The sequence below is a fragment of the Streptomyces hygroscopicus genome (genome assembly GCF_026168105.1).
Classification (GTDB): domain Bacteria; phylum Actinomycetota; class Actinomycetes; order Streptomycetales; family Streptomycetaceae; genus Streptomyces; species Streptomyces hygroscopicus_D.
On record NZ_LBMW01000003.1, the window covers coordinates 83781 to 104725 of the forward strand.

General features: G+C 70.1%; 19 protein-coding genes and 1 pseudogene. 12 read left to right on the forward strand and 8 right to left on the reverse strand.

Annotated features, from left to right (window positions below):
* The first annotated feature begins 62 nt into the window (after positions 1 to 62).
* Positions 63 to 530, forward strand: coding sequence for a hypothetical protein (locus AAW14_RS04325; protein ID WP_265560065.1), 468 nt, complete (start codon positions 63 to 65; stop codon positions 528 to 530).
* A 290-nt stretch (positions 531 to 820) separates the two neighbouring features.
* Here AAW14_RS04325 and AAW14_RS04330 read toward each other — a convergent pair whose 3' ends face one another.
* On the reverse strand, positions 821 to 1108 hold the full coding sequence (locus AAW14_RS04330; protein ID WP_265560067.1) for a hypothetical protein: 288 nt from the start codon (positions 1106 to 1108) through the stop codon (positions 821 to 823).
* 324 nt (positions 1109 to 1432) lie between these two features.
* On the opposite strand from AAW14_RS04330, the gene AAW14_RS04335 reads away from it, so the two are divergent.
* Together AAW14_RS04335 and AAW14_RS04340 are read left to right on the forward strand one after the other, a co-directional pair.
* Positions 1433 to 2065: a hypothetical protein gene (locus AAW14_RS04335; RefSeq protein ID WP_265560069.1), complete on the forward strand. Its 633-nt coding sequence runs from the start codon at positions 1433 to 1435 to the stop codon at positions 2063 to 2065.
* A 418-nt stretch (positions 2066 to 2483) separates the two neighbouring features.
* Positions 2484 to 3431 carry a hypothetical protein gene (locus AAW14_RS04340; RefSeq protein WP_265560071.1) on the forward strand — a complete coding sequence of 316 codons (948 nt, stop codon included), beginning with the start codon at positions 2484 to 2486 and terminating at the stop codon, positions 3429 to 3431.
* A 244-nt stretch (positions 3432 to 3675) separates the two neighbouring features.
* Here AAW14_RS04340 and AAW14_RS04345 read toward each other — a convergent pair whose 3' ends face one another.
* The gene (locus AAW14_RS04345; RefSeq protein WP_265560072.1) at positions 3676 to 4104 is read right to left on the reverse strand and encodes an ATP-binding protein; all 429 of its coding nucleotides are present in this window, start codon (positions 4102 to 4104) and stop codon (positions 3676 to 3678) included.
* Between the two features lie 147 nt (positions 4105 to 4251).
* On the opposite strand from AAW14_RS04345, the gene AAW14_RS04350 reads away from it, so the two are divergent.
* The 3 genes and pseudogenes from AAW14_RS04350 to AAW14_RS04360 all read left to right on the forward strand — a co-directional run.
* Positions 4252 to 5019 (forward strand): IclR family transcriptional regulator, encoded by a 768-nt coding sequence (locus AAW14_RS04350; protein ID WP_265560075.1) that lies wholly within the window; start codon positions 4252 to 4254, stop codon positions 5017 to 5019.
* A 41-nt stretch (positions 5020 to 5060) separates the two neighbouring features.
* Positions 5061 to 6575 (forward strand): glycerol kinase GlpK, encoded by a 1515-nt coding sequence (gene glpK / locus AAW14_RS04355; protein WP_265560077.1) that lies wholly within the window; start codon positions 5061 to 5063, stop codon positions 6573 to 6575.
* A 253-nt stretch (positions 6576 to 6828) separates the two neighbouring features.
* Positions 6829 to 6918, forward strand: a pseudogene (locus AAW14_RS04360) (3-ketoacyl-ACP reductase); the annotation flags it as partial.
* A gap of 16 nt (positions 6919 to 6934) precedes the next feature.
* On the opposite strand, the gene AAW14_RS04365 reads toward AAW14_RS04360, so the two are convergent.
* Together AAW14_RS04365 and AAW14_RS04370 are read right to left on the reverse strand one after the other, a co-directional pair.
* Positions 6935 to 7951: a zinc-dependent alcohol dehydrogenase family protein gene (locus tag AAW14_RS04365; protein WP_265560079.1), complete on the reverse strand. Its 1017-nt coding sequence runs from the start codon at positions 7949 to 7951 to the stop codon at positions 6935 to 6937.
* Positions 7952 to 8028: 77 nt separating this feature from the next.
* On the reverse strand, positions 8029 to 8436 hold the full coding sequence (locus tag AAW14_RS04370) for a cupin domain-containing protein (RefSeq protein WP_265560080.1): 408 nt from the start codon (positions 8434 to 8436) through the stop codon (positions 8029 to 8031).
* A 454-nt stretch (positions 8437 to 8890) separates the two neighbouring features.
* Between AAW14_RS04370 and AAW14_RS04375 the strand changes: the two genes are divergently transcribed.
* Positions 8891 to 9682 carry a DUF429 domain-containing protein gene (locus tag AAW14_RS04375; protein WP_265560081.1) on the forward strand — a complete coding sequence of 264 codons (792 nt, stop codon included), beginning with the start codon at positions 8891 to 8893 and terminating at the stop codon, positions 9680 to 9682.
* Between the two features lie 51 nt (positions 9683 to 9733).
* On the opposite strand, the gene AAW14_RS04380 is transcribed toward AAW14_RS04375, so the two are convergent.
* Complete coding sequence (locus AAW14_RS04380) at positions 9734 to 10408, reverse strand: lytic transglycosylase domain-containing protein (RefSeq protein WP_265560083.1); 675 nt, start codon at positions 10406 to 10408, stop codon at positions 9734 to 9736.
* Positions 10409 to 10805: 397 nt separating this feature from the next.
* Between AAW14_RS04380 and AAW14_RS04385 the strand changes: the two genes are divergently transcribed.
* The 3 genes from AAW14_RS04385 to AAW14_RS04395 all read left to right on the forward strand — a co-directional run bounded on the left by AAW14_RS04385 (position 10806) and on the right by AAW14_RS04395 (position 16339).
* Positions 10806 to 12188 (forward strand): cytochrome P450, encoded by a 1383-nt coding sequence (locus AAW14_RS04385; protein WP_265560085.1) that lies wholly within the window; start codon positions 10806 to 10808, stop codon positions 12186 to 12188.
* A 42-nt stretch (positions 12189 to 12230) separates the two neighbouring features.
* Complete coding sequence (locus tag AAW14_RS04390) at positions 12231 to 13241, forward strand: (-)-alpha-amorphene synthase (RefSeq protein WP_265560087.1); 1011 nt, start codon at positions 12231 to 12233, stop codon at positions 13239 to 13241.
* A gap of 188 nt (positions 13242 to 13429) precedes the next feature.
* Positions 13430 to 16339, forward strand: coding sequence for an ATP-binding protein (locus tag AAW14_RS04395; protein ID WP_265560089.1), 2910 nt, complete (start codon positions 13430 to 13432; stop codon positions 16337 to 16339).
* Between the two features lie 22 nt (positions 16340 to 16361).
* Here AAW14_RS04395 and AAW14_RS04400 read toward each other — a convergent pair whose 3' ends face one another.
* The gene (locus tag AAW14_RS04400) at positions 16362 to 17087 is read right to left on the reverse strand and encodes a helix-turn-helix transcriptional regulator (RefSeq protein ID WP_265560091.1); all 726 of its coding nucleotides are present in this window, start codon (positions 17085 to 17087) and stop codon (positions 16362 to 16364) included.
* Between the two features lie 218 nt (positions 17088 to 17305).
* On the opposite strand from AAW14_RS04400, the gene AAW14_RS04405 reads away from it, so the two are divergent.
* Positions 17306 to 18274 carry a pyridoxal-phosphate dependent enzyme gene (locus AAW14_RS04405; RefSeq protein WP_265560093.1) on the forward strand — a complete coding sequence of 323 codons (969 nt, stop codon included), beginning with the start codon at positions 17306 to 17308 and terminating at the stop codon, positions 18272 to 18274.
* A gap of 111 nt (positions 18275 to 18385) precedes the next feature.
* On the opposite strand, the gene AAW14_RS04410 is transcribed toward AAW14_RS04405, so the two are convergent.
* On the reverse strand, positions 18386 to 18952 hold the full coding sequence (locus AAW14_RS04410; protein WP_265560094.1) for a TetR/AcrR family transcriptional regulator: 567 nt from the start codon (positions 18950 to 18952) through the stop codon (positions 18386 to 18388).
* 165 nt (positions 18953 to 19117) lie between these two features.
* On the opposite strand from AAW14_RS04410, the gene AAW14_RS04415 reads away from it, so the two are divergent.
* The gene (locus AAW14_RS04415; RefSeq protein WP_265560097.1) at positions 19118 to 20044 is read left to right on the forward strand and encodes an MBL fold metallo-hydrolase; all 927 of its coding nucleotides are present in this window, start codon (positions 19118 to 19120) and stop codon (positions 20042 to 20044) included.
* 168 nt (positions 20045 to 20212) lie between these two features.
* On the opposite strand, the gene AAW14_RS04420 is transcribed toward AAW14_RS04415, so the two are convergent.
* Positions 20213 to 20809: a hypothetical protein gene (locus AAW14_RS04420; RefSeq protein WP_265560099.1), complete on the reverse strand. Its 597-nt coding sequence runs from the start codon at positions 20807 to 20809 to the stop codon at positions 20213 to 20215.
* Positions 20810 to 20945 lie beyond the last annotated feature (136 nt).

Sequence of the window (20945 nt, forward strand, 5' to 3'; positions counted from 1 at the left end):
CCGGAGCCAGTCGTTCCTCACAAGGATGCCAGTTCCAGGGCTCCTTGTGATCGACTGATGCCGTGGAAGCCATATGGACAAGTGTCGTAGCGGTGGTGGGCACGCTGTTGGGTTCGGTGGTCACCCACACCTTCCAGCGTCTGGCGTCCAGGCGCGGTGAACTGTTCACTCGGTCCGAGGCACTCCGGCGGGAACGCATCACTGTCTACAGTGAGTTCGCCGCGGCAGTGGAGGACTACCGCCATGGGCAGGCGGAGCGCTGGTACCGCAAACAGGAGGAGCCGGAGGGGGAGGCGTTCCTCGCCTCGCGGGACGCGGCACACCGCCTCCGTACGGCGGCCCGGCAGGCGCTCTACCGCGTCAGACTGCTCACTGATGACCGCGAAGTAGTCCTGGCGGCCGAGTGGGCCTATCAGTGCACCCGCGATGTGTCGCATGCGCAGACTCCGGCGGACCGGGACACCCGGGACGTGCAAGCGCGGCTGGCCATTGAGGAGTTCGTGTCCCACGCCGCTCCGCTGGTGCGGTGAGCTGCACTGGCCGAGGCGGCTCCCAGGACGGCACCTCGACTTCATGGAGTCTGCGCTTGGCCCAGAACCACGTGCCCGACCCCCATCTGCCCATGCTCACCGTGCAATGGGCGGCCCATCTACGGAACCTGACGGCCGAACACCTCCCCACCCGAAACGGTGTGCGCCCGGCAGTCGGCGGAGAGGCCCTCGAGTGCGACCCGACACCGGGTACCCGATGTGCCGGAAGGCTCTGACGTCCGACAACGCGCCTTCGAGCCGGGGGAGTTGTGCGAGCGTCTGGCGCAGGATCAGGGAAGCTGCGGCGCCGTCTTCGAGCTGGCTGTCGCGCACGCCCACGCGCGCTGCGGGACGGCCCCGACGCGGGCGAGCTGGAGACCCGGGAGGTGGGTCACGGCCATGCAGGTCGGTACCGCGCTGTTCGCCACGTCGCTCGAACAGGACGGCACGGTGGGATGCCGCATCGGCGACCGCGTGCCGGCGTTGCGCGCCCCCGGACCCGCGCCGTATGCCACCGTCTCATCACGCAGGACCAGGAAGCCTTTGCCCAGGCGCTCTCCGAGGCGCTCGTCCGTCACGAGCATTACTGGAGCGGCTCGAGCGAGTCGCGCATCCGGGTGGCATTGGGCCGCTCGCGGTGGTGTGTCACGCACAGGACGGGGACCTTCCGGTCGACACCACGTCGCCGTATCTGCCGAAGTACCTGCTCAACCGGGCATGGTGCGGGGAATTCCGCACCTGACCCGGACGGCTCCGGAATGACGGGGCGTCAGTGCCACGGCTAGGCCAATCGGATGGTTCGTCATATTTTCCGTATGTCCGACATGACACGCCTTAAGATGATCTATATGTTCAATCTCGCATCGGCTAACAGCCGACGTGTCTGAGACAGGAGAAGTGACATGGCAACGCGTTCCATCGCAGTTTCCGCCGCGATCGCTGCCGGCGCGGCTCTCGTGGCCACCGGCATCACCTACGCCTCCGCGGCTTCCGAGCCGGGTCAGGCGGCTCCGCTCGCACAGCAGGCCGCCGCCGTTCCCGCCGCCGCTCCCGTCGCCGCCCCCGAGGGCAACAACGGCAACGGCAACGACAGGGGCAACGAGGGAAGGGGCAACGAGGGAAGGGGCGAGGAGGGAAGGGGTAACGAAGGCAGGTTCGACGAAGGCCGTGACGAGGGCTTCGGCTTCGGCCGCGAGGAGTTCGGCAAGATCCGGATCAACGAGCGGGACTACCCCGCCATCCCGGACGGCTGCGTCACGGTCGTCAGCGGCCTCGGTTCCAACAGCATCAACGTCCGCAACGACAGCCACAAGACCGTCGAGGTCTTCAACGGTGCCACTTGCGACAACGGGGCTCCCATTGCCACCGTCGGCCCGTGGAGCCAGAGCGACGGGCTGCACCCCCGCCACGTCAAGGGTGGTGTGAAGGTCAAGCACGGCGTTGTGGCCAGCTTCCGCGTTATTCGTCACCACGAGTTCTTCGAGCGTGGCGAGCGCGGCGAGCGTGGCGAGCGTGGCGAGCGCGGAGGGAAGTGACCCGGACCCTTCACGTATTACATCGAGAAGAGCCAGAACCCCGGCCCGCCGGAATCGGGCCGGGGTTCCGGTCGTGCGGCCCTGACCGGCGTGCTCGGGTTCGAGCCTAAGCCTTCGGTGCGACACGCACGTGCCCTGAGCGCGGGGCCGCGGAGACAGGGCGATGAGCGACAGCAACGGCGCGCTCGATCCGGGCGACACGTTCCGCTGTCCGGTACCACCTGGCCCGTTTCCGGATGCCGGTCCATAGGATTGCGCATTGTGTGGGCGTTGGGGGGAATCCTTGCTTCAAGAGGCAGAGAGGCATCAGGGCCGTACCGGGGGCGACGGCATGCGTGGCGGCGGGCCAAATGACCATGGACTGCCGACCACCGCGAGCCACCGGGAGCCGGGGCCACTGGGGGGCGCATGCGTCCGGGTGGCGCTGTTCGTCGTGCGCACGCTGCGCGGTGAGTGGCACGACATCGTCATCCATCCGGTGCGGCAGTTACTGCGGCGTGGGCTGTCCGGGCTTGTACTGGGCTTTGTGGCCGCCTTCGGTGTGATCTTCTTCCACGCCGTCGCGCAGCGGCCGACCGGCGAGGTGGCGGTGCGGATCCTGGGCGGGGTCAAGGCCGACCTACCGCTGTGGCTGGCGTTGCTGCGCACTCCGGTGTCGCTGTACGTCCCCGCCCTGGACCTGCCGGTGTGGGCGGGCATCACCCAACTGTTCCTCGCCTTCGCCCTGGCCGAACTCACGCTGGGCCGGAGCCGGACGCTGACCCTCGCGTATGCGACCACCCTGGCCGGCACCCTCACCGTGCGTGTGATGATCGCGCTCGGGTCGGGCTGGTGGGGTCTTGGCCTGCCGCCCGAGGTCGGGCAGGTGCTCGACACCGGACCATCGGCCGCGGTCGTGGGCCTGTTCACCTATCTGGCCGTCATACGGCGTGCTCCCGTCGTGTTCACACTCACCGGCGGGTCGATGGTGTGGGAGTCGATCGCCAAGCCCAATCTGGCAGGCCGCGAGCATCTGATCGCCGTGGGCGCCGCGATCGTTCTGGGCCTGCTCCACGGGCGCGGACGCGGGCTGCGGCGGATATGGGCCAATCTGGTGATCGGGTGGAGGCCGCGTCGGCGCCGCCCCGTCGGAGCGTCGATACCGGTCCGGGTTCCGCCCGCGCGCACCGAGTCCGTCCTGTCGGCGCCGACGCACGTACTGCCCCAGGGTCCGTCACGCCACGGCGAGCGGGCCCCTGTCGGGGGCGCGGGGCCGCGGCACAGCGATTCAGCGAGGTCCTCGGCACCTCACGACATACGACACGACATACGGCACGACGCGGAGAGAAGCGCCCATGACGATCCCTCACCGGCGGGCACCGGCTGACCGGATGCCGGAAACCCGTCCCTCGTCCGCAGGGCGCCGCTCGCTGTAGCCGTGGGCAGCCGGGCAGCCGACCGGCCGTGGCGTACGGCGCGGAGGTGAGTGTCCGGGCCGGACGGACCCGCCGGAGCAACGGGCCCCCGGGCACGGACCGGGCCGGCTCAGCGGCACATCAGGGCCGAACTGCCCGAGAGGCGTCGTGGCTTACCGCCGCCACCGGGCGCCCCGGCCCATGGTGATGGGCCGCTCACCCCGCGAGCACCTCTGCCCATCGGCTGGTCCGGCCGCAGTGTGCTCGTACGCCACAGCGGGCCGACAGGGTCCTGACGATGTCGATGCCCCGGCCGTGCTCGTCCGGATCGACCGACAGGGCCGACAGCCCGGCGGGAGCCGCGGGTCCCGCGTCGCTCACTTCCACGTGCACTGCCCTGCGGCCTTCCGCCAGGGACTGCGAGAGCCGGAGGGCCGCCGGCGGCAGGGCGTGGATCACCGCGTTGGTGACCAGCTCGGAGACCACCACGAGCACGTCCTGGACGACGTCCTCGGACAGGTTCCAGGTGGTGAGGACTGCGCGCACGCGGCGGCGTACTGCCGGGACGGCCCTGGGGTCGTGCGGCAGCGGAAAGACGTGTTCGACTCCGTCGCGGGGCGCGGTGACGAGTTGCGCTATGGTCATCAGCCCTCCTTTCTCCGTGCAGCGCCTCCGGCCGGAGGCCGGGCGTTATGGCACGTTAGGGACGGAAGGGCCCACCGGTCAATGAACAGGGGTCGGCATTACCGAACGCCAGTCGTGAGCGGGGAGAACTCGGACTAAGCTCGCTGCATGGCCGGCCCAGTCCAGTCCATCGAACGGGCGGCGGCGATCCTGCGTCTGCTCGCCGGCGGTCCTCGTCGGCTGGGGCTGGGTGAGGTGGCTTCGTCACTCGGGCTGGCCAAGGGAACCGCCCACGGCATTCTGCGCACCCTGCAGCACGTGGACTTCGTGGAGCAGGACGAGGCGACGGGAAAATACCAGCTCGGGGCGGCGCTGCTGCACCTCGGCACCAGTTACCTCGACGTCAACGAGCTGCGGTCCCGCTCCCTCAACTGGGCCGACGCGCTGGCCGCCCGCAGCGGTGAGGCCGTCCGGCTGGGCACGCCCCTGGAGGGCCAGGTGCTCGTGATTCACCACGTATTCCGGCCGGACGACACCCTCCAGACCCTCGATGTGGGTGCCCTGCTGCCCCTGCACGCCTCCTCGCTCGGCAAGGTTCTGCTGGCCTTCGGGGCGGAGCCCGTCGAACCGCTGCTGGAGGAGGGGCTGGCGGCGTACACCCGGCACACCCTGGTCCACCCGGAGGAGGTCAAGCGGGTGCTCGGCGAAATCCGGGAACTCGGTTGGGGCGCCGAGGTGCAGGAAATGGCCATGGGCGAGGCCGGAATCGCCGCGCCGATCCGGGGCCACGGCGGCCTCGTGGTCGGCGCGATCGGCGTGTCCGGCCCGGTCGAACGGATCTGTGACACCCAGCGCCGGCCCCAGCCGGCTCTCATCACTTTGCTCCGGGAAGCTGCACGTGCGATTTCCAGAGACCTGGGCGCGGCTCGCTGGTAGGCGCCGGCGCCTGCGCGACGCATCGGAAGGCAGGCCCGATCATGGTTGAACGGTATGTGATGTCCATCGACCAGGGCACCACGTCCACACGATGCATCCTGTTCGACCACCGCGGGCGACTGGTGTCGGTCGCTCAGCGCGAGCACGAGCAGCACTTCCCCCGGCCCGGCTGGGTCGAGCACGATGCCGTCGAGATCTGGCGCAATCTTCAGCGGGTCGTGCCCGAGGCACTGACCAGCGCCCGTACCGACCCCGATCAGATCGCCGCCATCGGCATCGCCAACCAGCGCGAGACGACCGTGCTCTGGGACCGGAGGACCGGTGCCCCCCTGGGCCGGGCGATCGTCTGGCAGGACACCCGCACGGCTTCGCTCGTCGAGGAACTGGGAAAGCAGCCCGGCGAGGAGTTCTTCCTCGAACGCTGCTGCCTTCCCCCCTCCACGTACTTCTCCGCGCCCCGGATCCGCTGGCTGTTCGACCATGTCGATGGACTGGAGCGACGCGCCCAGAACGGGGAGGTGCTCTTCGGCACCATCGAGAGCTGGCTGATCTGGAACCTCACCGGCGGACGGGACGGCGGCCTGCACATCACCGACCCCACCAACGCCAGTCGCACCATGCTCATCAACATCCACACGCTGGACTGGGACGAAGAGCTGATGGAGTTCTTCGGGGTCCCGCGGGCGATGCTGCCTGAGATCCGGTCCTCGGCCGAGACCTACGGGGAGGCTGACGCCGTGCTCCCCGGCGTCCCCATCACGGCGGCCCTCGGCGATCAGCAGGCGGCCCTGTTCGGACAGACCTGCTTCTCGCCCGGAGACGCGAAGTGCACCTACGGGACCGGCAGCTTCCTGCTGATGAACACCGGCACCGACGCCGTGCGGTCCCGGCACGGGCTCCTCACCACCGTCGCGTACAAGATCGCCGACCACCCCACGGTCTACGCCCTGGAAGGCCCGATCGCCGTCACCGGCTCACTGGTCCAGTGGTTCCGCGACCGGCTGGGCCTGATCCACAGCGCACCCGAGATCGAGACCCTGGCGCGCACGGTCGAGGACAACGGCGGCTGCTACATCGTTCCCGCGTTCTCCGGTCTGTTCGCGCCCCACTGGCGCAGCGACGCCCGGGGCGTGATCGTCGGCCTCACCTCGTACATCACCAAGGGGCACCTGGCTCGGGCCGTCCTGGAGGCCACCGGCTGGCAGACGCGGGAGGTCGTCGACGCCATGAACGCGGACTCCCCCTTCACCCTGAAGCGGCTCAAGGTGGACGGAGGCATGACGTCCGACAACCTGCTCATGCAGTTCCTGGCCGATGTGCTCGACGTCCCGGTGGTACGGCCCCTGGTCGCGGAGACCGTCTCGCTGGGCGCGGCCTACGCCGCCGGGCTCGCGGCCGGATACTGGCCGGACCTGGAGGTCCTGCGCAGCAACTGGCACCGGGCCGCGCAGTGGATGCCGGAGATGGACCCCGAGCGGCGGGAGTGGGAGTACGCATGCTGGCAGCGCGCCGTCGAGCGGTCCCTGGGGTGGATCCAGCCGCGTAGCGGCAAGTGAGGCCGGCCCGGCCTCTCGGCTCTCACAAGCCGCCGGGCAGCCCCATCGGCCGAGCCTCCCGGCCCGCCCTCCACGACGCGTCGGCATCCCCTCGTTCAGGCCCTCGGCCGTCCACCAGAGCCGCGCGCCGATCCGACGCGAAGGGTCAGACACCGCGTAGTCCGCTCTCGCTGCTCGTCGTGGACTGCGTACCGATGACGGAGAGCGGTTCCAGCTGGGCGGCGCCTTCGGTACCGGGCGGGGCACTGCCGGCGGCGTAGGCGCCATAGAGGCGCTCACCATGATCCTGGCACGCGAGCTGCGCGGCCGGGACGTCTCCGTCAACGCGGTCGCCCCGGGCCCTGACCGGTACGGACGTGTCAGGGCCGCAGCAGCGTCTTGATGGCGCGGCGCTCGTCCATGGCGCGGTAGCCCTCGGCGACCTCGCCGAGGGGGAGCGTCATGTCGAAGACCTTGCCCGGGTCGATACGGCCGCTGAGCACCCGGTCGATGAGATCGGGCAGGAAGGCACGCACCGGGGCCGGGCCTCCACGCAGGCCGACGTGGGAGTAGAACAGCTCCTCGCCGTCGATCGCCACGCCGTGCGGGAGGCCGACGAAGCCGACATTGCCGCCGGGGCGGGCGGAGCGCAGGGCCTGCTGCATCGACTCCTGGGTGCCGACGCACTCGAGCACCGAGTCGGCGCCGACGCCGTCGGTCAGTTCCTTGACGCGGGCGATGCCTTCCTCCCCGCGCTCGGTGACGATGTCGGTGGCGCCGAACTCACGGGCGAGCCGCTGGCGGGATTCATGGCGGCTCATGACGACGATGCGCTCAGCACCCAGTTCTCCGGCGGCGATCACACCGCACAGTCCGACCGCGCCGTCACCGACGACGACCGCGGTGGAGCCGGGCGCGACCTCGGCGGCGACGGCGGCGTACCAGCCGGTGCCCATGACGTCGGAGAGGCTCAGCAGGCTGGGGACGAGCTCGTCGGCCGGCTGTTCCGGGGTGGCGACCAGGGTGCCGTCGGCCAGCGGGATGCGGACGTACTCCGCCTGGCAGCCGTTGATGAACTCCCGGTTCTGGCAGGAGGTCGTGTACCCGGCCCGGCAGTGGGGGCAGGTGTTGTCGGAGGCGAAGAAGGAGCCGATCACGAACTGGCCGGGCTTGACACCGGTGACCTCGCTGCCGACCTCCTCGACGACGCCGACGTACTCGTGGCCGATCGGGTGGGGCTCGTCGACCGGGTTGATCCCGCGGTAGTCCCACAGGTCGGAGCCGCACACACAGGTGACGACGGTACGGATGACCGCGTCGCCCGGGTCGGCGATCTTCGGGTCGGGGAGGTTCTCCAGCCGGATGTCACGGGGCTTGTGGATCACTGTTGCACGCATGATGGCTTCTCGGTTCTGTGGTGCGGGGCCGGATGTCGGACCGGCCGGGCGGTTCCCGAGCCGTCGGCCCCTGGGGATTACGGGCGGGTTCGGGTGCTGACGCGCGGGCCGCCGTAGTCGGCGTCGCTGACGTGCTCGAGCCAGTCGACCTCGTCGGTCTCCCAGAGGGCGAGATGAATCATGAACTGGTCGGGGGCGGCGCCGTGCCAGTGCTCCTCGCCCGGCGGCGTGTGGACGACGTCTCCCGGATGGGCCTCGAGGATCGCGGCGCCGCGGGACTGGATCAGCGCGATGCCCTCGACGATGTACAGGGTCTGGCCCAGGCCGTGCGAGTGCCAGGCGGTTCGGGCGCCGGGCGAGAAGCGGACCATGTTGGCCCGGGTACGGGAGGGCTCCTCGCCGCGGTAGATCACGTCCGCCCAGGCGTCGCCGGTGAACCACTCGGCGGGCAGCTTCATGGTCGGGGGCGGCGTCAGTAGTTCCATGCTGTTGCTCTCTTCGTGGGCTGAACTGCCGCGCGAGTGCCGCGGCAGCCGTACGTGGGGGGAGGAGCGGGCTGGGCGTGTCCGGCCGCGGGTGGCTGCGTGTCGTCGTGGCCGGGCGCGTCCAACGATCCAGGCCATGCCGAGGAAGGCTTCGCAATTCGCGCGTGGACTCCGCCATCGAGGTGAACGCTCTCCGCCTACCGGCCCGATGCACCGGCCAGGCGGCAGCGATCGGCACCGACTACTGCACGCGGGTGGAACAGGGTCGCAACCGGTGTCCGAGCCCGTGCTGCCCGCCGTCGCACGGGTCCTGCGGCTGCCCGAGCACGGGGTCCTGCGGCTGCTCGAGCACGGGGCCTGCGGACCCTCGCGTCCTGGACCGCCGACAGCCGCCGACCCGCCCCCGACACCGCGAACTGACGGCAGGCGCGGCCGGTTGCGGCAGGATTTCGGCATGATGCGAGCACAGGCGGTGACGGTCGGGGTCGACCTCGCAGCGAGCGCACGGCGTACCGCGGTGTGCCGGGCGGTGTGGGGCGAAGGGGACGGTCTGACCGTGGAGCTCCTCGTACCCGAGGCGGACGAGGATCTCCTGGCCGTCGTCCGGGCGGCCGACAAGACAGGTCTCGACTGTCCCCTCGGCTGGCCGTCGGACTTCGTGGCCACGGTCCAGGCCCACCATCAGGGCATGCGGCTGCCGCCTCCCGTCAGGTTCGAGGAGAGGGCGGACGGACGGCCCGGTCTGGATGCGCTGCGGTTCCGGCTGACCGACGACCTCACCTGGAAGGCCACCTCCATGCGGCCTCCTCTGTCGGTGTCCACGGATCTTCTGGGTGTCGTCGCCCTGCGCGCGGCCTATCTCCTGGATGCCCTCGCGGCGACCGGTGTTCCCGTGCCCCGGGACGGGTCCGGAGCCGTCGCCGAGGTCTACCCCGCTGCCGCACTGCGTCGGTGGGGGATCCATCTCACCCGCAGCTACAAAACCGCCACGCCGCAGGCGCGAGCGCTCCGGGAGCACATCGTTCGCTCGGTGGAGGCGGGCCTGGGCCTGCTTCTCCCCGAACCGGTGCGCGCGCAGTGCGCCGACAGTCACGACCATCTCGACGCCCTGGTCTGCGCCCTGGTCGCCCGGGCCGTCCAGATCGGGGACACCGCCTGGCCGCACACCCAGGACGAACATGCGGCCGCGGGGCGGGAGGGCTGGATCCATCTGCCGAGCACCGATCTCGCGGCCTTGTGTCGCTGACCCGGTTGGCGGCCCCGTCCCGCCTCCGCCATGCCCGGCACGGCGGGCGGCCTACCTCGCCAGGACACCTCCGGCCTTGGCCCAGTTGGCGTGCAGGCGGTCCAGGTACGACCGCGCCTGACTGCCCGGAGGGACACCGCGGGCGAAGGCGAGCATGTTGCCCGCACCCGCGTTGTAGCCGAGAGCCAGCAGGTCCTCCCTGCTGTAGGAACCGGACCACCGGGCGGGCAGCCGGGTCGAGAGGTCACGCAGATACCAGGCCTCGGCCTCAATCGCGAGGTCCCGGTCGTCCGGCAACTCCTCCCACCGTCGGCCGGCGAAATCCCGGCCCTGCTTGACCTCGTCGAAGGTGGCGTGGTGCATGTTCGCGATGCCGAAGGAGGCGTCCGGCTTGTACCGCTGCCAGGCCCGCTCCAACTGCGGATCGTGCGGTTTGTATGCCTCGTTGTAGAGGATCGCCATCAGCAACTGGGCGCTGACGCCCGTCTGGTGGGCTCGGGCACGGACCTGGGAGGCGTAGTCGGCGGGGTCGTACGACGAGGGCGTCGCCGAAGGGGACGGACGGGCCGAGCCGGCCGAGGGCCCCGGCGCGGAGGCGGACGCCTTGGGCGGGTGAGGCGTGCCGGCTTGCGGGGAGTGGGCGGCGCGCACGATGACGTAGAGGGCCAGGGCGAACACTGCGAGCGGAAGCCACCGCCATCGCCGCCGCGTCCGGGAATCGGCCATGTCGCGCCTTCTCCTCACGGCGTTTACGTCCTGGTACCGATAGTGCCAACACTCCCTTGTACAACAGCCGGACTAAGGCGCGCGTGAAGAATCGAACCCCGGCTCATCAGGGCAGCCGCCTCGATCCGCAGGGCCCTCACGGTACTTACTGTGCCGCCGCGGACGAAGGGGAGCTCCCATAAACGGCCGTCCATAAACGCCGTGCGCCCATGCTCCTTTGTGCTCCCGTGCGCCCCTTTCGAAAGGGGATTCCAGAAGCCGGCGGCGCGTTGCACTGGGCAGAGCATGACCTGAGCGTCACATCGGTGGAATGTTCCGTCACCGATGTCCATGCGCCTACCGAGACAGGTGGTATTCGATGAGTGGTGCCCCGCCCGAACCGGAGCGAGCATGGACGGTGGGTACTGCGCCAGGCATATTCCCAGTCGTCGGTCACGGTATCACCCTGGTCCGCCGACCGCTGGACTTTCTGAAATCCCTGTCCGCGCACGGAGATCTGGTCGAGATACGCCTCGGCCCCCGGCGTGCCTGGCTGGCGTGCCACCCGGAGCTGGTCCACCGGATACTCATGGACTCCCGCACCTTCGACAAGGGCGGTCCGCAGTACGAGAGACTGCGGCCGCTGATGGGCAACGGCCTTGTCACCTGCGGCCATGAGGGACATCGACGGCAGCGCAGGCTCATTCAGCCCACCTTCCGTCCCTCCCGGATCGCCGACTACGCCACGGTGATGGGCGAGGAGGCCGAGTCGACGTGCCGGGCGTGGCGGTCCGGGACGAAGGTCGACGTCAGTGCGGCCATGCTGGCCCTGACCACACGGGTGACCAGCCGGGTCCTCCTCTCCGACTCCCTCGACGCCGCGACCGTCGCCGAGGTGCGGAACTGTCTCGCCGCCCTCGTCCAGGGGCTGTTCATCCGTACGGTCGTGCCGCTCGGCCCCCTGTTCCGCATTCCCACGCCCGCAAACCGCCGCTATCGGCGGGCGTTCGACCGCCTGCACGCGATCATCGACTCGGTCGTCGACGAGCGTCGGAGGGGCACTCCCCGGGACGATCTGCTGGGGTCCCTACTGGAAGCCGAGGCAGACCGCGGGGGAGCCTCGGGGGTCACCGGCCGGGAAATACACGACCAGTTGATCACTCTTCTGCTCACCGGAGTCGAAAGCACGGCGATGTGTCTGGGTTCCGTCTTCAGCCTCCTGCCCGCTCATCCGGAGGTCGAGCGCCGAGTGCACGCCGAAGCCGACGCCGTGCTCACCGACGGGCTCCGTCCCGGCCTGCGGGAACTGCCCGGCCTGGTCCACACCCGCAGCGTCGTCATGGAGACCCTGCGTGTGTACCCGCCCGGCTGGCTCTTCACCCGGACCACCACCAGGGAGACGGAGCTCGCCGGACTTCGGCTCCCCGGGGGCGCCACCGTCCTGTACAGCCCCTATCTCCTGCACCACGACCCCGGGTCCTTCGCGGACCCCGACCGGTTCCTCCCCGAACGCTGGTTGCCCGGACAGACCGCGGCGGCGCCGAACGGCGCGATGCTGCCCTTCGCGGCCGGCAGCCGCAAATGCATCGGTGACACGTTCGCCATGGCGGAGGCCACCCTGGCCGTCGCGGCGATCGCCCGTCGCTGGCGGCTGCGCCCGTTGCCCGGACATGTGGAGCAGCCGCGTCCGGCGGCGACCCTCGGGCCCAGGGCACTGGAGATGATCTGCGAACCGCGTCGCCGTGTGCCGGCCGCGGGGGTCTCACGTGATCCGAACACCACTGTGGCGCAGGCCGAATGACGGTGACACCCCGCCTGCGGGACTACCGAAGGGAAGGTGACCATGGTGCGCACGACCAGCGAAGGTACCGCGGCCGCATCGGACGCCGGAGTTGCAGCCCGAAGTCTGAAGGAACTGATCGAGGCCGAGCTCCACATGCCCTTTCCCCTTCTGAGCAGTCCGCATGAATCGGAGGTCGCGGCCGGTGTCGACAACTGGTTGCGCGACCGCGGGCTGAGCGACGACCCCCAGGTGACGGCGATGATCGCCTACACACGTCCCGCCGAACTCGCTTCCCGCAGCAACCCCACCATGGACCCCGGTCTTCTTCAGATCGCGGCCAACCAGATCGCCTACCAGTTCGTGTTCGACGACCACGCGGAGGACGTCGGCCGACGGCGGCCGAGCCGGCTGTTGCCGATGCTCTGCGAGAGCATCGGCATCCTGCGCGACGACCAGCCTCCCAGCACGCCCCTCGGCGCCGCCCTGGCCGATCTCCACCGCCAGGTCCGGGAGCGCTGCACCCCCGCACAGGCCGCGCGATGGGCGTGGAACAGTCGCGAATACGTACACGGCCTGCTGTACGAGGCGGTGGCCCAGACCGATCCCCGCCGAATACGAATCGGTCTGTGCGGTTCCATACGGTCGCTCACCGCGGGCGTCGAGCCCTTCCACCCCCTGTGCGAGGCCGCGCAGCCCGCCGAACTGCCGCCCGAGGAGCTGTTTCATCCCGCCGTGCTGCGCCTGCGGAGGCTGTCGGCCGATGCGGCTGTGTGGATACCCGACCTGTTCTCCGCGGTGAAGGAGCGACGGGCCGGCGGAGTGATCAATCTGGCCCTCGCCTACCACCACGCATACGACTGCTCCCTGCCGGAGGCCGTCGGACTGGCCATCCGGCGGATCAATGACACCATCCGCGAGTTCGAGCGGCTCTTCGAGGAGACCCGGCCGGAGCTGAGCCCCGACGCCATCGGCTATGTGGAGGGCGTGGCCGGGTGGATCGGCGGCTGTTACCACTGGTCCCGCAGCGTGCCACGCTACGCGGACACGGCGACCGTACCCGTCGGCCCCTGAAGAACCACCGACCTCCCCGGAGGGAGACCGGAACAGCCTCGCTACCCGAGCTACGCAGGGACAAACCACCGAGTTGAATGATTCATCCTTTCCATATGAGCTGATTCCCAAAGCCTCTACCGCGCGTCCCGGTGAGCGTACGCTCAACCCTGTCTTCCGACGGCTGACGGCAGGAAGCGGCAGGGTACATGGCGAACGGATCACGGCAACCGGTCGCCGGGCAGCGGGTGTTGCTCGAGCGCCATCGGGAACTCGACGCGGTCGACTCTGCGTTGGCGGACCTGCACGACTTCGTCGACGGCGTCGCGCGGGCGCCACGGGGCGGACTGCTCGCCTTCACCGGTTCGGCCGGGCTGGGAAAGACGACTCTCCTCGGCGAGGTGCGCTCCTGCGCCACGGCACACGGATTCACGGTGCTGTCGGCCAAGGGCGGCGAGAAAGAGCAGGGCCTGGCCTTCCACGTGGTCCGCCAGCTCGCCCAGCCCGTCCTGGCGGCGATGGAGGGGACGGATCGCCGGGAGCTGCTGGGCAGTTGGTACGACATCGTTGCCGCCGCTCTCGGCATCGAGGCGCAGGACACCTCCCGGATCCCGGATCCCTCCGGGGTGCGTGACGGTCTGGACTGGGTCATGACCCGGCTGACGGTGACGAAGGCGCCCGTGGTCCTGCTCCTGGACGACATGCATTGGGCCGATGAGGAGTCCCTGAGCTGGCTCGCCTCCTTCGCGCCACGGGTGGCGGACCTTCCGCTGCTGATCGTCGTCGCCTACCGGCCCGACGAACTGCCGCCCGGCGCCACCACTTTCCGCTCCCTCGCCGAGCGTCAGGGGAACCGTCCCTACGCACTGGCCCCACTCACCGCGGACGGCGTGGCGAGCATCGTCCGGGAAAGGGTGGGAGAGGAAGCCGAGGACGAGTTCTGCGGCGAATGCTGGGCGATCACCGGTGGCAGCCCGTTCGAGACGGTCGAGCTCGCCATCCGGCTCGGCGAACGGCAGGTGAAGGGCACCCAGGACGAGTTGGGTGTGATGCGGGACCTCGCCTCGGCGGTCAAGGGGACGGGCCTGATCGAGTGTCTGCGTTGGCTCGGCACGTCCACCACGCGCTTCGCCTGGGCCGCCGCCGTACTGGGTACGTCCATCTCACCCGACCTCGCCGCCGCCATCGCGGTCCTCGGCACCGAGCAGGCCGCCGAAGCGACGGAGAAATTGCGTGCCGCCCGGATCCTGACCGTCGGCCAGGCACCCTGCGGCCACCTGGAGTTCGTGCATCCCCTGATCGCCACCGCCGTCTACCGGGCCATCCCCCCGGCCCTGCGGGTCGGACTGCACAATGCGGCCGCGGAGGCGGTCCGCGCGGCCGGGCACGGGGCAACCGCGGCGGCCCGGCATCTGCTGGAGGTTCCCTGCGAGGGCAACGGGGAGGCGGTCGAGTGTCTGCGGGAGGCCGCCCGTGAGTACCTGCGCGCGGGGGCACCGGAGGCCGCCCGGCGCGTGCTGGTCCGGGCACTGCGGGAGCCACCCGCCCCGGAGGACCGCGCGATGCTGCTCTACGAACTCGCCGGGGCGACCTTCCTGATCGAACCCACGGCCACGGTCCGCCATCTGCGCGCTGCGCTCGCGCAACCCGTGATCGACCGCGAGCTGCGTGCCCGCATCGTCTACCGGCTGACCCAGGCGCTGGCCCACACCGACAGAGTCGCGGAGGCCGCCTCCGTGGCCGCGGACGAGGCACGGCAGGCCGCCGATCCGCGCACCCGACTGCGTATGCAGGCCGACCACTTCCAATGGAGCTCCTGCCGAACCGACGAGCCCGACCCGGCCGCCCGCTCACGCAGGCTGGCACGGCTGGCCGAGCGCCTCACCGGCCGTGGTCCGGAGGAACGCTACATCCTTGGCCTCAGGGCCTGGGACGCCCTGTTGCGGGGTGAGCCGCGCACGACCGCCCTCAAGTATGCCGAGGAGGCTCTGCGCGGCGGACTGAGCTGGACCGACGAGAACCGGGGCTTCGAGGTGCCGGTCTCGGCCGCCCTGGTGTTCATGTACTGCGACCAGCCCCGACGCGCCGAAGAGCTGTTCACCCGGGGTATCGCCGAGTGCGCGGCGAAGGGCTGGCGCGGCTCCCACCTCGCCCTGGGCCAGACCCTGTTCGGGTACATCCGGCACCGCCGGGGCTGTCTGGCCGAGGCGGAGGAACTGGTCCGGGAAGGCCTGCGCATCGCCAACCGGGTCAAGGAGGGAGTACCCGCCCAGTTGTTCGCCGTCGGCATCCTCATCCAGATCCTGCTGGCCCGTGGCCGCACCGCCGAAGCTCGCCGGCTCGCCGACTCGTACCGCTACGGTGAGACCTTGCCGAACGCCGTCATCTACCCCAACCCCCGTACGGTGTACGCCGAACTGCTTCTGGCCGAGGGGCGGCGCGAAGAGGCCGGTAGCCTGCTGTCCGCCGTGGGGGAGTGGCTGGAGTCACGGGCCTGGCGCAATCCGGCGTGGTGCCCCTGGGAGCTGGACCTCGCCTCCGCCCTCGCCACCACCGCTCCCGAGCGGGCGGTCCGCCTCGCCGGCGACGCGGTCAAGAGGGCACGGGACTTCGGGGCGGCCTCCACCGTCGGTCAGGCGCTCCACACCGAGGCCGAGGTGACCGGCGGACCGGCCGCGCTCGAGCTGTATGCAGAGGCGGTCGGGCATCTGGAACGCTCACCGGCCTCGTATGAACTGGCCCGTGCCCTCGTCGGCCACGGCGCCGCGCTGTCCCGGAACGGCCAGCCGCAGGATGCCGCCGACCGGCTCTACCGGGGCCTGGAAGTCGCCGTGCACTGCGGCGCCGAGGGCCTGGCCGCGCGCGCCAGGGAGGAACTCTCCGCGGCCGGGCTGCGGCCACTGCCGCTGCGCTACGCGCAGACGGACACACTCACCGCCCATGAACGCAGAGCCGCCGAGATGTCCGCCAAGGGCGGCCGGTCGGCGGCGATCGCGACGGAACTGCGCCTCACCGAGCAAGGCGTGAGGCAGCTCCTGTCCTCCGTCTACCGCAAGGTCGGCACCGATGCCGTCGGCCTCGCCAGAGCCCTGGAAACCTTTCCCCGCCCTCTGCCATGACCCCTGCCCGTGCCGGGAGTTCTCACGGAGCATCTCCTGCGGAGCCGGAGCCGGAGCCGGAGCCGGAGCCGGAGCCGGAGCCGGAGCCGGAGCCGCCGTCGTCGTCGGCGGTGCGGGCCGCGGCGAGGTAGTTGTAGGCGGAGGCGCGGGAGATACCGAGTCGGGACGCGACCTGCTGGACGGCGCCGCGCACGGCGAACACACCGCGTCGGTCGAGGTCGCGGAAGAGCTCCAGCCGTTCGGCGCGGCTGAGTTGGGACCAGGGTTTGTTCTCGCGCAGCTGGCGGGCGTCGACGATGGCGTCCAGGACCGCGCCGATGTCGTCGCCGAAGGTCGTGGTCGGCAGGGCCGTGGCGGCAGCGGAGACACCGGCCATCTCCCCGGTCAGGGCATGCACCTGGTTCACGGCGGTGACGTCGAGGTTGATGCACAGGGCGCCGAACACCGTACCGCTCGAATCGCGGAGCACCATCGTCGAGGATTTGACCATCTTCCCGTCCTGTGTGCGGGTGATGTAGTTGAGTTCGTCGCGCGCCTGGTCACCGGCCGCAAGGAGCTTCATACCGATCTCGCTCATCGACCCGCCGACTCCGCGCCCGGTGACCGAGCCCGCGAGGGCGACGACGGAGCGCTCGGGGCGCCGGAAGTCATGGATCACCACTTCGCAGAAGGATCCGAGGGTCGCCGCGATCCCGTCGATCACCGGAGTGAGCGCGGCGAGGATGGTGTCCTGCTCGTCGGCCGGCATGTCACGCCCCTTGCGGTTCGTCGCGCAACCCGGCCGCAGCCTCGATCTCGGCAACGCCGTCGACGCGGCTCAGGTCTGTCCGTACGTGGGTCATCGGCCCGCCTCCGAGGACGTCGAAGCAATCGGCTCAGGGTCTGGACTCTGAGTATAGGGTGTAGACAATAATTCCAAAGAGACATCCGCCGGACCGAAGGCAGCACCCAGAACGGAGTAGGTACATGACCGACACCCCGCTCGTCACCCTGGAGGACGTCCGTGACGCTGCCGCGCGGATCAAGGGGGTGGCCCACCGCACTCCCGTCCTGCGGTCGCGCACCCTGGACGACCTGGTCGGCGCGGAGGTCTTCCTGAAATGTGAGAACTTCCAGCGGATAGGCGCCTTCAAGTTCCGCGGGGCGTACAACGCCGCTTCCCGGCTGTCCGCCGAGCAGTTGGCGAAGGGAATCGCCGCGTACTCCTCCGGCAACCACGCGCAGGCGGTCGCCCTGGCCGCCAGGGAGCTCGGCACCACCGCCGTGATCCTCATGCCGGAGGACACTCCGCGCTCGAAGAGGGAGGCGACGGCCGGTTACGGGGCGGAGATCCTCACCTACGACCGCTACACCGGCGACCGGGTGGCGATCGGGGAGGCGCTCGCGGCCGAGCGCGGCCTGGCGCTCGTGCCTCCGTACGAGCACCCGCATGTGATCGCCGGACAGGGCACGGCCGCCCTCGAACTGCTGGAGGAGGCCGGTGACCTGGACGCCGTGGTGGTGCCGGTCGGCGGCGGCGGCCTGATCGCCGGTACGGCAACGGCCGCGAAGGGGCTCCTCCCCGCGATGCGGGTCATCGGTGTCGAGCCCGAGAACGGCGACGACACCAAGCGGTCCCTGGAGGCCGGGCGACGCGTCTCCATCCCCGTGCCCCGCACCATCGCCGACGGTCAGGCCGCGGACATCCCCGGCGAGCTCACCTTCTCCGTCAATCAGCGGCTCGTGGACGAGATCGCCCTCGTCGGTGACGACCAGATCCGTGATGCCATGCGGTTCGCCTTCGAACGCCTGAAGATCGTCGTCGAGCCCAGTGGCGCGACCGCCCTGGCCGCACTGCTGGCCCACCGGATCGACCGTGGGCCGCGCAGGATCGGCGTCATCGTCTCCGGGGGCAACATCGGTGCCGAGCGGTTCGCCGAGATGCTCCATGGCTGACGGCGCGTCACCGGACGGGGCACCGGTACGAGTCCGGCCTGCCGGTGCCCGCCCGAAGCCAACCGCTCGGGCATCTCCCGCACGGCGGCACATGCCCGGGTGCTCACCGGGTCACCGGACCGGGGAGTCGAGGAGCCCGGCCACCAGCCCGCGCGCGAATGCGGCGTCCAGGCGGTCCGGGCGGAAGAGGATGCGGTACATCAGGGGAGCGACGACGCGGTCCATGACCGCCTCGACCTCGGGTGCCCTCTCCCCGCGGTCCACCGCCCGGGCCAGGATGACGTCGACCTGCTCGGCCGCGTAGGCGGAGCACCGTCCGGCATTGCTGCCGTCCGGGTCCCCGAGAAGGGCGTCTCGGATGTAGGCGCGGCCCGGGGGAGAGGCCATCTCCTCGAGGAACTGCTCGGCCCAGGCCTGAAGATCGGACGCCAGGTCGCCCCGGTCCTCCGGTGGCGCCTCGGGCCGCAGACGCTCGACCGCCACGTCGGACAGCAGCTCCTGAAGGTCGCCCCAGCGGCGGTAGATCGTGGAGGGGGTGACCCCGGCGCGGGCGGCCACCAGGGGCACGGTCAGTGCCTCGCGGCCCTGTTCCGCCTCGAGTTCGCGTACGGCGGCGTGCACCGAGGCCTGCACCCTGGCGCTTCGGCCCCCGGGGCGCACCATCGGCTTACGGCTCATGCCTCCAGCTTAAAGCAAATCTGTAGCTTCAAGGGCCGCTCGGGCGTGCAAAAGCTAATGCTTTGCTTTAGTTGACCTCAAGTCCTACGATGACTTAAAGCAAACGAGTTGCGTTTGGTGGCGGGCTACCGCATCCGCCGGACAGACCGAAGGGAACGACGGACCGTGCACGCGTCATCGGGCGAAGAACCCACCGCCAGCCCCTCCTGGACCGTGGGTGACATCATCATCCACCGCATCGACGAGGTCCCGCTGCCGCCCGCGACCGGGCCCTGGCTGCTGCCCGGCGCGACCAAGGACGTGGTCGCACGACAGGACTGGCTGCGCCCCGACTTCGCCGACCCCGAAGGCGTCCTGCGCATCGACAGCCACAGCTTCGCCCTGTCGGCCGGCGGGCTGCGCGTTCTCGTCGACACCGGCATCGGCAACGGCAAGACACGGGCCAACCCCGCCTGGCACAACCTGCGGACCGACTACCTCGAGCGCCTCGCCACCGCCGGATTCCCCCCGGACTCCGTCGACCTGGTCGTCCTGACGCATCTGCACACCGACCACGTCGGCTGGAACACGCGGAAACAGCACGGTGCCTGGGTCCCCACCTTCCCCAACGCCCGCCATGTCATCTCCCGCACCGAGCGGGAGTTCTGGGCCGGGCACGACATGGACGAGCCGCGCAGGCAGATGTTCCGAGACTCCGTGGACCCCCTCGAGGACGCGGGTCTGCTCGACCTCGTCGACGTACCGGCCGAGGGCGCCGACATCGCTCCCGGTCTGCGTCTGATCCCGACCCCCGGCCACACCCCGGGCCACATCGCCGTCCGGATCAGCAGCCACGGTGAATCGGGGCTGATCACCGGCGACTGCATCCACCACCCCGTCCAGCTCGCCGACCCCGCCATCGGCAGCTGCGTCGACATCGACCCCGCAGAGTCGGAGGCAACACGCCGTGCCCTGCTCGGCTCCCTCGCCGACACGCACACCCTCGTGCTGGGCACCCACTTCCCGCCGCCCACCGCAGGCCGCGTGATCAGGCACGAGAACACCTACCGGCTTTCGCCCGTCCCCGCCGTGCGGCGGGTTCTCCCGCGCTGAACTCACCTCTCCGCGGAGGCCGTTCTGACATTCCGGGCAGATGTACGTCACAGGCCGCGGCCGGGAGCGAGGAGGTGGTTCAACGGGCCTGGGAGAGCCTGTCCGCCGCCGTGCCGACGGCGGCAGGCGCCTCGCCGCCGAGCCGTCCAATTCACGGCCTGCCGGTTCCTACTGCAGGACCGTGATGGTGGATGTGAAGCCGGTGTCCGTCACTCCCGCGTCGGTGGCGCACTCGAGGGCGTGGCTGACAGGGTTGTCGAGGAACGCGTTGCTCTCGAAGAGCGCCCCGGCGAAAAGGCCCTTCGTCGCGATACCGGCGCCAGGCAGGTCCTCGAAGATGTTCCCCCGCTGGAAGTTCTCCAGAACCCTGGTCGTCCTCGTGCTGCCGTTGTCAAGGATCCAGGTGATCGCGAGGCTCAGAGTGCCGCCGGCGGACACGCACGAACTGCTGGGGAAGGACCCCGAGAACCTGTCCGTGTATCCGATGACCGAGTGCCCGTCTGTCGCCGTCTTGTCACCGCGCGAGTCCACACAGGATTGGGCCGTGGCGAATCCCGCGACCGTCACGTTCCGCGGCACATAGTTGATTCCCTGCTGCGGCTCGCCGGTGTTGCTGAAAGAGGCCGTGCCGGACACCGAGCAGGTCACGGCGGGCGTGGGGACGGCACCCGGCTTGGCGGAGGCAACGGCGGCCTCCGGTAGGGAGATCGCGGCCGTCGTCGTCCCGATCACGAGCAGTGCCTTGCCTGCGCGGCCGATTCTCATGAATTCTCCTGGAGTGTCATGGCGTTTCTCGAGCGTTTGTTGTACCGGAGAATCCGAACGCCGCACGGAAAACCGGGCAGCGACATCAGAAATAGGGCCGACCTGGTGACGTCCGCCGCAGAGTCCGCGCGGCTTT

Bases quoted from the DNA above. Each gene is read 5' to 3' on its own strand.
- AAW14_RS04410 (WP_265560094.1), bottom strand. From the start codon at position 18,952: ATGAGCCGTAAGCCGATGGTGCGCCCCGGGGGCCGAAGCGCCAGGGTG.
- AAW14_RS04335 (WP_265560069.1), top strand. From the start codon at position 1,433: ATGGCAACGCGTTCCATCGCAGTTTCCGCCGCGATCGCTGCCGGCGCG.
- AAW14_RS04370 (WP_265560080.1), bottom strand. From the start codon at position 8,436: ATGGAACTACTGACGCCGCCCCCGACCATGAAGCTGCCCGCCGAGTGG.
- AAW14_RS04375 (WP_265560081.1), top strand. From the start codon at position 8,891: ATGATGCGAGCACAGGCGGTGACGGTCGGGGTCGACCTCGCAGCGAGC.
- AAW14_RS04380 (WP_265560083.1), bottom strand. From the start codon at position 10,408: ATGGCCGATTCCCGGACGCGGCGGCGATGGCGGTGGCTTCCGCTCGCA.
- AAW14_RS04400 (WP_265560091.1), bottom strand. From the start codon at position 17,087: ATGCCGGCCGACGAGCAGGACACCATCCTCGCCGCGCTCACTCCGGTG.
- AAW14_RS04350 (WP_265560075.1), top strand. From the start codon at position 4,252: ATGGCCGGCCCAGTCCAGTCCATCGAACGGGCGGCGGCGATCCTGCGT.
- AAW14_RS04390 (WP_265560087.1), top strand. From the start codon at position 12,231: ATGGTGCGCACGACCAGCGAAGGTACCGCGGCCGCATCGGACGCCGGA.
- AAW14_RS04365 (WP_265560079.1), bottom strand. From the start codon at position 7,951: ATGCGTGCAACAGTGATCCACAAGCCCCGTGACATCCGGCTGGAGAAC.
- AAW14_RS04405 (WP_265560093.1), top strand. From the start codon at position 17,306: ATGACCGACACCCCGCTCGTCACCCTGGAGGACGTCCGTGACGCTGCC.
- AAW14_RS04395 (WP_265560089.1), top strand. From the start codon at position 13,430: ATGGCGAACGGATCACGGCAACCGGTCGCCGGGCAGCGGGTGTTGCTC.
- AAW14_RS04420 (WP_265560099.1), bottom strand. From the start codon at position 20,809: ATGAGAATCGGCCGCGCAGGCAAGGCACTGCTCGTGATCGGGACGACG.
- glpK (WP_265560077.1), top strand. From the start codon at position 5,061: ATGGTTGAACGGTATGTGATGTCCATCGACCAGGGCACCACGTCCACA.
- AAW14_RS04345 (WP_265560072.1), bottom strand. From the start codon at position 4,104: ATGACCATAGCGCAACTCGTCACCGCGCCCCGCGACGGAGTCGAACAC.